The sequence below is a fragment of the Clostridium sp. AF28-12 genome, assembly GCF_003435225.1.
GTDB classification, from domain to species: Bacteria; Bacillota; Clostridia; order Lachnospirales; family Lachnospiraceae; genus Pilosibacter; species Pilosibacter fragilis.
In genome coordinates this window covers 293750-304957 of record NZ_QWGJ01000002.1, presented here as the reverse complement: position 1 = coordinate 304957, position 11208 = coordinate 293750, and the positions used below count along the sequence as shown (strand labels likewise).

Here is an 11208-nt window from a genome sequence, read left to right as displayed (position 1 = left end):
CTTATTAGCCACTACTGTTACAACGTTAGTATAGCACTTCAATGGATATAGGGTGCAATATTTTTCATCAAACGATTTTCCCACAGATAAACGGTAAGATGATCATCGTTTTTAGATACTTTTTTCTTTGACTGTCCGCATCCAGACAAGACAGCAGTTGCTACAAGTACCCCCGACACCACTGCTATCAGACAATGTTTTACCTTTTTCATACTTTTATTTTCCTCATTCTTTCCTGATAAAATCATTATTGTTACGTCTATGAAATAACACCATAAAAAAACACTGTCAGACAGACAGTGCACCTCATTTCATGCAACTGGCTGCCATTTTAAAGGCCCTGTAGCTTTGCGTCCCAGACTTTCATCTGGTTTGCCGATCATCCTTTTAAGCTTGTCCAGCGGATATTTTCAATCCGCTTTGCTACTTGCTCATAACCAAATAACTGCTCCGCAGTTTATCAGAAGAAGTTTCCACTCCTCCTGATACAAGCAAATCCCCACCCACTACTTATTGCTTTTCGCAATTGAAGCAGGGGATTTACCTGATTCGGTTAAACTTATGCAAAGAAACTGATTTTATTATACTTTAACGTTCTACTATACACAAGAAAAAATTACCGTTTTAATGTTCCAAAGCAAAAAAAGAACAGCCGATACATATACTCGAACTGTTCTCCTACTTCCGAAGTCCACGAAGCATTGACATTACTGTTTCCTGCTCCATGACTCTTCCCCGTGACGACAGGGAAATACCCGGCAGCTGCGATAATCTGTATTTACTGATATCACGCTTTTCACGTAAAGATGTTATTTTATCCGCAATATGCTTCTCTATCTGTAAGTAACTAGGAAGTATACGAGAAAAAATATAAAGACACTTTCGTTTCCGCAAAAGTCATTTTCGCTTATATTGTTTCTATAATATCATAGGTTATTTTATTTGTCACATAAAACTTTAAAACGCAAATCAGATCGAGTAGGAGGCGGTAACTAACCGCCTCCTACTCGATTGGACTGCGAAATGTGCATTAATTTTTATCGGTTTTATATCTTCGTTTTGCGGATAACAGTTTTTGGTAACTTTATGCAAAATTTGCAGATAATGGGGTTTAGTCCGAACGACAGTATCGAATACAGCCCTTCCGCCCTCATCATAGATTCCGTCCGGATAAAAAGGCCCTTGACCGCGACATGCGATTAAGAGCCTCATATTCCCGGCAGTTATACGTCCTCTTTGCCTCGTTTAAACCCGATGATATCTCCCTGCTGCATATCCAGTAAGTCGCAGATCGCGTCCAGTTTATCCGGGCTTACCATTTTCCCTGCCCGGATGTTTACAAAAGTCCCGGCTGTCATGTAGCCGTTTTTCTGCAGCGCGAGCTTGTCCAACACTTTGCCTTTAATGTAGCACACACGTCTAATTTATAATACAGCATACTATTCCTTTCAACTGTAAAGATCTTCCAGCGTTATCAGCTTAACCTCGCCCCGCTCCTGTGCCTGAAGAAGTCCATCCGTAAAACCGCCTTTCGAAAAGATATAATAGTAATAGTTGCTGCCATTTCCGAAGACGGATGCATAATCTCTAATCAGATCGAGTTCATCCACACCAATTTTCTCGTTCCTGTACTTACACGAACCAATAATATAGTCTTTACCCGAAACAGGTGTTCCAACAATATCAATCTGTATCTGCTTTTTCTTTTTCGGATCTGTACCCCACCATTGACCGATTTTGCTCAGTTCAATCGGAAGATTGTCAGAATAATAAAGCAGATAATCCTGACACATCTTTTCAAATATCAAGCCCATGTAATCTGGAAGATATTGCTTTACGGCATTCTGGTAAGTTTTTGCAATTCTGCCAGAATCAATGGCGCTCATATTGACAGGCACAAACCTATACCAGAAACGGAAGAAGTTATCAGCCAGCAGATAGATGGTTTTCTTTCCTGGTTTTTCTGCAATCGGAGTTTCCTTTTTGACAATACCAAGGCCAATCAGCGTTTTTAAATACTTTGATACGACCGAATTTTCCTCGCCAACCTTCATCTTAATATCGTTCAGCCGAGAAGCCCCCTCTGCAATCGCTTTGATGATTGCATTATAGATAGCCGGTTCTCTGAGTTCCTGCTTCAATAGATTTCCTGGCTCCTCATACAGATAACTGGAACGGTCGAAGAAATTATCCAACAGGGCCTCGTCCACACTGTCCTTTACATCCAACTTGTTGATATAATGCGGAACGCCTCCAGTAATTCCATAAATCAGGGAATTATCTTCCGCAGACAAGCCTGGATGAAATACCGCTGTTTCTTTATAATCCAGTGGCTCAATCTTAAACTGACCAGTGCGTCTGCCGTACAGCGGACTTTCCTTGCCGAGTACCTGGCTTTCCATAAAACTCATAGACGAACCGCAAAGGATCAGATACATTCTGGACTCTGTCCATTTGTGGTCAATAATGTGCTGCAACATTGCTGAAATGGATGGCTTTGCTTTCGCAAGATATGGATACTCGTCAATAACGAAGACAATCCGTCTCTCTTTAGAAAGTGCTGTCAGCTCATCCAGGGCATCATCATAAGATCGAAATTCAGGTGCGGACTCCATATCAGGTCTTTCAAAACTCATGATCGACTTTGAAAGTGCTTCCAGATTTTCTTTGCCTGTCGTATTCAAAGCGGAAAAGAAAATGGTTGGTTTATCCTTACAAAACTCATTGATCAATGCTGTTTTACCAACACGCCTCCTGCCATAGATAACAATGCACTCAAATTTATCACCTGCATATCGTTTATTCAGCTTTCGAAGTTCATCATCACGGCAATAGAACTGACTCATTCGTTCACCTCCAATAATTGCACTCGTGAGTTAGTAACTCGTGAGTTACTTTTGTAAGTATAATAAATCAGATCGCACGCAAAGTCAAGAAAAGATATCCGACAAGTCTATCACACATTCAGATTACCACGAACGTTTCCGAAAAAAACGGTCGCGGCTTCTTTGTAAGACCAGATGCTCCTTACAGGGCGGTCGCGCTCCCCTATTCCTTCGGCTCGTCTGTTGTATGCGTACATTTTTTGCTTTTTGTCATGATAAATTTGCTGATAACGATCCGCAATTACGTGCAGCTCTTCCGCGCGTTCCGGTGTGAGCATTTCCTTTAATCCTAAAATCGTCCTCTCCCTCTGATCCGCATGTAAGATTTCTTTTGTATCCACATGGGTCAGGAACCGTTCTGCCTGTTTTGTGAGTGCTCCCAGTCGTCCCTGTGGATCGGCTACCGCCAGGATCTTCTGCTCTACCGGTGGCAGAGACTCTGTCGAAACCATATAACGGCCTATGTCATCCTCCGTAAGCCCCACTTGCTGGAACACATCCCGGAATTCTTTTCCGGCAATTTCATTCGCGAAGCACGTCACGGTCGCTCCATGGTATCCGGGCTCCGGATCCTGCTCGCAGACCTCCATGGACACTCCGGTTCTTTGGTCCGTCAGCTCCAAAACCGTCCACCGCTCCGTGCTTCTGGTCCTCGCTTTGCATCCGTTTTTCAGTGCGTCTGCGATAAACGGTTCCCATCGTCCACGTAAGATCCGCACAACGCTTTGTTCATGAATCCGGGTGTCCACACAATGCAGGGCTTTATCGGTCAGAAGACCATCCCTTGTTTCCGCATAGCGTTTCTTGAACACATCTTTCTTTCATTGTCCCAATGATATCCGTCCAGGGTCAGGCGCATGTCCGTGACGTTCTCCCACTCATCCACCAATGCAACAACACCCTTATCCTTTGTGTTCGTTTCTTTCAGTATGTGGCAGGCAGGTGAATGATCACCGGCAGGGTGTGTTCGTCATTTTGCAGTTGACAACCGCACATCATTTCTATATAACATAATGTGTAATTGTCAAGGTGAGGTGTTTTCTGAGTTCCTATCGTCGAACTTTTTATCAAGTTTTCCGAATATTTGCCAAATCCGGGAACCTCGAAAAGTTGAATTTTTTCAGATAACGTTCCTTCATTCAATGGACAGTCATTGTGTATGCAGTAACGACTGTACCCAGTTCAATACTGATAGGGAGTTTGTTTAACTTCTCACAAATCATCTTGCATACCTCGATAATCTTTTCTATTATACGATTCCAATCATTCCCCATGCTATCTCACAGTCAAAATTTCCTTCTGACATCTGGAAAGAAACAGAACGCAAAAGAGGAGCAATGCGGATCCCGAAAAAACGGGTCGCATGCCCCTGATTTTTTTATCTTTTCCTCTTTTTAATGTCTGCGCCACGATCCTGCATCTTGTCCATCCTTTTTGTCTACCATGATGTATATATATCCCAGTCAGATAAGACTCCCATCTCTTTCAGGTGGTAAGCCATCGCAAATGTTTCTCAGTGAAAGCCAGATCTCCAATCGAGAGAAGTGCCCTGCTTCATCCAAGCATAACTGCCGCGACATATTTTTTCAACATTTTTCAACAGGAATTGACTAAAATGCTCCTATTTCTTTTTTACCACGGAAGAACTCCATATAAAAGAACAGCAACGATTGCTCCGATGATCGGTCCTACTAACGGAACAACTGCATATCCCCAGTTGGAATCGCCTTTTCCCTTGATCGGAAGTACAGAATGTGCAAAACGCGGACCAAGGTCTCTTGCCGGGTTGATCGCATATCCTGTCAGACCGCCCATGGACATACCGATGGAAACGATGATGCCAAATACAAGGATATTTGTTAATCCAATATCCGCTGCTCCTGCTACATTTCCAAGTCCTTTGATCGCAAATACAAGAACGAAGGTAGCCACTGCCTCGCAGAAAATATTTCTCGGAATATTCTGAACGCTTGCTCCTGTACAGAAAACACCAAGCTTTGTTCCTGCTTCTTCGGTTGCATCAAACTGATCCTTAAACATCATATAAACAACACAAGCGCCTAAAAATGCACCTACGAACTGAGCGATCACATAACCCGGAACCATTGACCAGGACATGCTTCCGTCAATTGCCAGAGCCAGTGTCAGTGCCGGATTGAAATGCGCTCCGGAAGCTGCGCCAAAGATAAAAGCCGGAACCATAACGGCAAGACCCCAAGCCAATGTGATTTGAACCGTACCCGCACCCTTCATTCCTGATTTATTCAGCGATACGTTTGCTACAACCGAATCACCTAAAAGAATAAGCATAAATGTTCCAATAAATTCTGCGATATATGCCATCATATGAAACCCCCTCATGTTTGTTTCTGTCAGCCAGTCATGTCTTGCTCCGGCGCCTTCCCCTCCGAAGGCGGTTAGCTTGAACCGAAATCCGCTTCGTTCGGCTTCTGCGCTTTACAGATCTGTGCTTTATACTGTTTTACCGTCATATTTTCATACTTCTTAAACACCTTGCTGAAATAACTGCTTTCATTATATCCCAATCGGAAAGCCACCTCGGCAATGCTGTCATCGGTAAAATAAAAATATCCTTTTGCAAGATAAATTTTTCTCATATGAAGATATTCCATCACACTGATCTGAAACTGTTCCCTAAAGATACGGCTCAGATATCCCTGGCTGATCGAACAGTTTGTAATGATCTTATTCAAACTGATCTCTGATTTTATATTGCTTTCAATGTACAGAAATACGTTTTGAAGAAGCGGATAACGGTTTGCACTGTTTTTCTGAAATATATAATCCATCACCCGGAACAGCCACAATTCTGTTGTCATGCGTTCCTCGATCAGACCTTCATTCAGCGGGAATAATGCTCCGATATCATGACTTTCTTCATCATAAAACTTTGTTGTGTTTAAAAGGCTTTGTCCGATAAAAGAAAACACCTTATATAACTGGTTCGGATCTTCCTGACAGATTTGATAGATCTCTTTCGTCAGCGGTCCGCAAAGATTGTATACCTTTTGAAAATCCCCTTGCTTTACAAGAGACAGAAGGCGGTTCAGACAAGGCTGCACCGAACTCTCATTTCCTGTCTTCAAATTGCTTAAAAGAAAATTCAATTGTTGGAAAGAAATCGGTTTTTCAACGATCTCGCTGGCACACTCTCTTATTTCCTCATAAGCGGCTATGCTGGTTGGATACGCTGTCATCAGGTACACGGCCGTATCGGGAGAAGATTGTCGGATCAGGCGTGCCGCTTCGATTCCAGTCAGTCCCGGAAGGAATGCATTGATAAATACAGCCTCATATTCTGCCGCCTGGCAAAGACGGACTGCATCATCTCCGTTATCCACCTGGGAGGAGACTTCAAAACCGTCTATTCTGGAAATCATGATTTTCAGTGCTTCCTGGGACAGAATATCATTATCTGCCAAAAGGACACGGTACATAGGCTATTTCATCCTTTCACTGAAATTTTCAGGCCAACAGATCACTGTTCTGCGTCCTTTTCCTTTACTGCTTTCGATGATAATTTCATAGCTGTCACCGAAGATCTTCTTCATTTTCAGCTGGGCGTGATCCTTTCCCCGGCTGATATAGTATCCCTCATGCCTGTCATTAAATGCTTCGAAGTTAATCTGCAGCTCCTCTTCATTCATTCCAAGGCCATTGTCCTCTACCTCTATCACACACCTTCCGCCGCTTAAGTAACCTTTTACCGTCACCTCTCCTCCGTCCCGTTTCATCATAACGCCATAGTAAACAGCACTTTTGACAAACGGAAGAAGAACATCGGAAGGGATCCTCTGCATTGTCAGATTTTTGGGTACCTGAATGGAAAAATTTAATCGCTCTCCCAGCTTCTGTTTTTGTATCGCAAGGAAGCGTTCTGCCTGCTCCAGCTCTCTGGATACACTGACAAAGGTTCCTTTCTCCATAGAAGAATATCGGACATAATCAATCAACTGTTTCAGCACTTCACCGGTCCGTGGAGCATTCTCGATCACGGTCAGATTGACCAGAGAGATCATGGTATCGAGAATGCTTCCGGCATCCTGCGCTGCTTCCAGCCTCAGGATTTTCAGATCCTTCTGGTTGTTTTCTTCCGCCAGCTTCTGATTGAACGTGCAGAGCTTTTTGACCAGCTTCTGGTGTTTCTCCTTCTGCATCTGCAGATGCATTTTATTCTCACCAAGCTGATTGATGATCAGAAAGACCAGATTCACAATGTCCATGAAATTTTCAAAGGAGTATTCCGGAATCTTCTCCAGAAGAGCCCTGTTTTCCTCAACAATTCCTCCAACGGATGCCGATGTCATTACTTTCTCCAGCCTGCTGATATCCTCCGGTGCATCACCACAACGGATCTGTCCTCCGATAAAGCCTCCCAAATAATGCCCCTTCACAACGATCGGGATCGCCACCTCAAGAAGACTGCACGGGCAAAAATAGACACTTGGCTTCTGCATGACAGCCGCCTGGATCGAGCCGAAGGCATCCGATGATTTACAGCGCAGACTCAGTTGGCTGTCATTTCTTGCCATCGAGCAAAATTCAGAAAAACTGGTGCTTTCCGTGATCGGTTCCCCTCTGTAATCCACGGTAACAAAAGCCAGTCCGGTCGCTTTTGAGAGACTTTGCTGGATGTTTTCCAATTTTTCTTTTCCAAACAAGCTGAGAATATCAAGTTCATTCTCTCCGGGAGTACCGGACGATGGAGAAAATACTGAGTTTTCATTTAATTCGAACTGTTTCAAACTGGTATTCTGATTAAATCCTTCCATTGTAACCCTTACCTTCCATCCATATCATATCACTACAGCAACCGACTGCATGCTCACGGTAATCCCAAAATATTGCAGTCTTTGTTAAGATAATACCATATTTCAGAAAGTTTTAATAGATTTCAAGAAGAATTTGACGAATCTCTCCGGCCCCTATTTTTCGCGGAGTCGTATTCAGACAGTTATCCTTGAGAGCATTTTCTGTCATGTTATCTAACTGGGAGACATAATCCTCTCTGGATACACCAAATTTTTCCACGGAGTCATCCATATTCATCGCTGCCATCATCATTCGGATCACTTCCTTCAGGATCTTCACAGCCTCCTGCGGACGTGTTGTAATGCTGGCCAGCTTCACCTTGTAAACCATTGCCGCATATTTATCCAATATCTGCTTCTCTTCACAGTTAAAATCAATCACCCTGGTTAAAAGCATGGCATTTGCCAGCCCATGCGGTATATGAAAGGTTCCGCCGAGCTGATGGGCAATGCTGTGATTGACTCCAAGTCCGGCTGTATTAAACGCCATACCAGCCAGTGTAGAAGCCTCATGCATTTTATTTCTGGCCTCCAGATTTTTTCCGTCCTTATAGCAGACAAGCAGTGATTCTAAAAGAAGTTCAACTGCTTTCTCAGATAATGCATCTGAAAATACGTTTGCGCCACTGGCTACATATGCTTCCAACGCATGTGTCAGAACATCCATTCCGGTATTGGCTGTAACTGCCGGAGGAACCGAAAGTGTCAGGGTCGGATCCAGGATCGCAATATCCGCCAGAATATCATTATCTAAGATCAGATGCTTTGACTTACTTTCTACGTCTGTAATAACTGCTGCACTGGTAACCTCAGATCCTGTTCCACTGGTCGTCGGAATGGTGATGAAGATCGGTTTTTTCATCAATCCGCTATTGATTCCAAAGTAGATGATTCCTTTGGCCGTATCGATCGCAGAGCCACCGCCAAAGGCAATGACTACATCCGGCTGTACCTTTGCGCTCTTATCCAGCCCGTTTCCCACCACTTCTGTGGTGGGATCCGGAACTGCCTGATCAAACATCTCGATCCGGCAACTAGAGTCAATCGCATTGATTACAGTCTTCACGCTTCCGTTTTCCGCCATAAACTTATCACAGACGATCAGAACCGTTTTGTTCTTATACTTGCCCAGATATTTCATGGCCTCTTTTCCGGAGCGGACTTTTGTTTTAATATACACGTTTGACATACACATTCACTCCTATGTGCGTTCCGTTTTGTGTTTCTTAGCGAATGCTGAATGCATCAGACATTACACAGCGGCGTTTTCTGCAGAAGGAACGGGCAGAGGTTAAGCCCTCTCCGGTCGGTCCAGCGATCGTAAAGGTTGTATGACCTTCTCCGCCTGCTCCAATGCCTGCATAAGACGGAGCATTTTTTACAAAGATCGTGGTTTCCAGAAGCTTTGCCATCTTACTTAACTTTTCCACATTTCTGGAATGCATCATAGCCGTATGACGGTTTCCATGCTCTGCATCATGCGCATATTCGATCGCAGTGTCCACATCGGATACTCTTACGATCGGAAGGATCGGCATCATCATTTCCTCTGTAACAAGGTGATGATTCTTTCCTACTTCCATAATGATAACCTTTACGTTATCATCTGCCGGAACTCCCAGCTTATCAAGAATGTATTTTGCACTCTTACCTACAAAAGAAGTCTTTGGACCACCCTTTTCGTTTGTTACCAGCGCATCCAGGCGTTCAATCGTCTCCACATCCCGGATCTCGTAAGCTCCGTTCAGCTTCATATTCTGGATCAGGTAATCGCAGATCGAATCAACTGCAAATACTTCCTTCTCCGCGATACACGGTACGTTATTATCAAAGCTGCAGCCGTCCACAATGTCCTTTGCTGCCTTTTCGATATCTGCGGTCTCATCGACTACGACCGGAGGATTTCCTGCTCCTGCTCCGATTGCTTTCTTTCCGGAGGAAAGTACCTTCTTTACGATTGCCGGACCACCGGTCGCTACCAGAAGACGAACGCCCGGATGATCGATCATTCTGTTGGTGTTCTCAATGGACGGCTCCTCTACCATGGTGATCAGGTTTGCCGGTGCTCCTCCATCCATCAGCGCCTTGTTTAACATCTTAACGAGAAGCTGGGAAACCTTCTTTGCTCTTGGATGTGGGCTGAATACAACGGTGTTTCCGCCCGCGATCATAGAGATTGAGTTGCAGATGATGGTCTCGGTCGGGTTTGTTGTCGGTGTGATTGCTCCGATCACACCAAACGGACAATACTCTACTAAGGTCAGACCGTGATCTCCTGTCTGAGCTTCTGTTACAAGATCCTCTGTGCCCGGTGTTTTCTCTGCTGCCAGACGGTTCTTGATCAGCTTATGCTCATATTTTCCGATCGCAGTTTCCTCCACTGCCATTCTGGAGATCAACTCCAGATTTTCCCGTCTTAAGATCGTAGCACGAATTATGTCCACATATCTCTGGCGGTCTTCGATTTTGGAGAATAAAAGCGTTTTCTGAGCTTTTGCAGAAGCCTCGATCGCTTCATCCATTGTAGCAAATACACCGTACGTTTCTTCCTTCGGTTTTACAAATGCAGCCGGCTCCTCAGCCTTCATCTCTTTTAACGCTTGCGCGACTAACTGCTCGATTACTTTCATATCCATTTCCATGTATTTACACCTTCTTCTTTCGATTGTCCTGACCTTATCTGCTGCTCCATGCAATTCCCAAAGGTGTGACCAGCAGGGTATCGTTTGTTTTCACTGCCGGAATTCCCAGTTCTTTTTCAAAAACCGTTTCGAATTCCTTAAAACAGCAGGCACCGCCTACTACATAGACTTTATCGACTTCCTGTCCTTCCAGGAACCGCTTCACGATGGACGCCATCTTGCTCACCACCGGCTTGATGATCGGAAATACATCGGCTTCTTTAGACGGATCCTTTTTAAGCTCCTCCGCCTCTTCCAGGGAGATTCCATAATAACCGGCAAGTACCAGTGTCATATGGGTTCCTCCTGTGGCTTCATCTGCCGTGAAGATCACCTTTCCATCCTTCAAAATACTGATTCCGGTGGTTCCGCCGCCTACGTCCACCACAGCCCCGTCTGTGATTCCAAGAACAGCTGCTGCCGCTGTCGGCTCGTCCACCACATTGGTCACTTCAAATCCCGCTCCCTCCACAACATTGGAGATGCAACGGACATTCCCTGACATGATTCCCGGCGGAATCGCGGTGGCAGCCGTATCCAGTGACACACCAAGCCGCTCTTCTAACTGGGCTTTCAGTTCCTTCACCGTACGGATCGCTCCGATAAAATCTACAACAATACCGTCTTTTACAACATGGGAGGGGGCAGATGCTCCGGCCACCGGACGGTTCTCCGAGTCCGTTACAGCAATCACAATATTGGCGGTTCCAAGATCCACACCGGTCTTCAGCTCACCCGAATAGGGCTGTGTCTTTTTCTCCCGTATCAATTCTGCAAATTCTGCAAGCACTTTGTTTTCTACCAGCATAC

The 11208-nt window shown here is 44.6% G+C and carries 10 protein-coding genes and 1 riboswitch; all 10 genes read right to left on the bottom strand.

Annotated features, from left to right (window positions below; genetic code table 11):
• Positions 1–38 precede the first annotated feature (38 nt).
• The 10 genes from DWY93_RS17070 to eutJ all read right to left on the bottom strand — a co-directional run bounded on the left by DWY93_RS17070 (position 39) and on the right by eutJ (position 11206).
• Complete coding sequence (locus DWY93_RS17070; protein ID WP_158553092.1) at positions 39–212, bottom strand: hypothetical protein; 174 nt, start codon at positions 210–212, stop codon at positions 39–41.
• 99 nt (positions 213–311) lie between these two features.
• Positions 312–387, bottom strand: a riboswitch (cyclic di-GMP riboswitch).
• An 836-nt stretch (positions 388–1223) separates the two neighbouring features.
• A complete protein-coding gene (locus DWY93_RS03595; RefSeq protein ID WP_117471808.1) occupies positions 1224–1391 on the bottom strand; it encodes a helix-turn-helix domain-containing protein in 168 nt (55 codons plus the stop codon).
• 57 nt (positions 1392–1448) lie between these two features.
• Positions 1449–2846: an ATP-binding protein gene (locus tag DWY93_RS03590; RefSeq protein ID WP_117471807.1), complete on the bottom strand. Its 1398-nt coding sequence runs from the start codon at positions 2844–2846 to the stop codon at positions 1449–1451.
• A gap of 110 nt (positions 2847–2956) precedes the next feature.
• Complete coding sequence (locus tag DWY93_RS03585) at positions 2957–3697, bottom strand: hypothetical protein (RefSeq protein WP_117469596.1); 741 nt, start codon at positions 3695–3697, stop codon at positions 2957–2959.
• 820 nt (positions 3698–4517) lie between these two features.
• Complete coding sequence (locus DWY93_RS03580) at positions 4518–5231, bottom strand: MIP/aquaporin family protein (protein WP_117471806.1); 714 nt, start codon at positions 5229–5231, stop codon at positions 4518–4520.
• Between the two features lie 71 nt (positions 5232–5302).
• Positions 5303–6343 (bottom strand): response regulator transcription factor, encoded by a 1041-nt coding sequence (locus DWY93_RS03575; RefSeq protein ID WP_117469594.1) that lies wholly within the window; start codon positions 6341–6343, stop codon positions 5303–5305.
• Between the two features lie 3 nt (positions 6344–6346).
• Complete coding sequence (locus DWY93_RS03570; protein ID WP_117471805.1) at positions 6347–7678, bottom strand: PocR ligand-binding domain-containing protein; 1332 nt, start codon at positions 7676–7678, stop codon at positions 6347–6349.
• Positions 7679–7790: 112 nt separating this feature from the next.
• The gene (locus DWY93_RS03565) at positions 7791–8906 is read right to left on the bottom strand and encodes a 1-propanol dehydrogenase PduQ (RefSeq protein ID WP_117469592.1); all 1116 of its coding nucleotides are present in this window, start codon (positions 8904–8906) and stop codon (positions 7791–7793) included.
• A 37-nt stretch (positions 8907–8943) separates the two neighbouring features.
• Positions 8944–10359: an aldehyde dehydrogenase family protein gene (locus DWY93_RS03560; RefSeq protein WP_117469591.1), complete on the bottom strand. Its 1416-nt coding sequence runs from the start codon at positions 10357–10359 to the stop codon at positions 8944–8946.
• A gap of 34 nt (positions 10360–10393) precedes the next feature.
• Complete coding sequence (eutJ, locus tag DWY93_RS03555) at positions 10394–11206, bottom strand: ethanolamine utilization protein EutJ (protein ID WP_117469590.1); 813 nt, start codon at positions 11204–11206, stop codon at positions 10394–10396.
• Between the last annotated feature and the right edge of the window lie 2 nt (positions 11207–11208).

Coding starts and splice junctions, on each gene's coding strand:
- DWY93_RS17070 (WP_158553092.1), bottom strand. CDS start 212: ATGAAAAAGGTAAAACATTGTCTGATAGCAGTGGTGTCGGGGGTACTT.
- DWY93_RS03570 (WP_117471805.1), bottom strand. CDS start 7,678: ATGGAAGGATTTAATCAGAATACCAGTTTGAAACAGTTCGAATTAAAT.
- DWY93_RS03590 (WP_117471807.1), bottom strand. CDS start 2,846: ATGAGTCAGTTCTATTGCCGTGATGATGAACTTCGAAAGCTGAATAAA.
- DWY93_RS03575 (WP_117469594.1), bottom strand. CDS start 6,343: ATGTACCGTGTCCTTTTGGCAGATAATGATATTCTGTCCCAGGAAGCA.
- DWY93_RS03565 (WP_117469592.1), bottom strand. CDS start 8,906: ATGTCAAACGTGTATATTAAAACAAAAGTCCGCTCCGGAAAAGAGGCC.
- DWY93_RS03580 (WP_117471806.1), bottom strand. CDS start 5,231: ATGATGGCATATATCGCAGAATTTATTGGAACATTTATGCTTATTCTT.
- DWY93_RS03560 (WP_117469591.1), bottom strand. CDS start 10,359: ATGGAAATGGATATGAAAGTAATCGAGCAGTTAGTCGCGCAAGCGTTA.
- eutJ (WP_117469590.1), bottom strand. CDS start 11,206: ATGCTGGTAGAAAACAAAGTGCTTGCAGAATTTGCAGAATTGATACGG.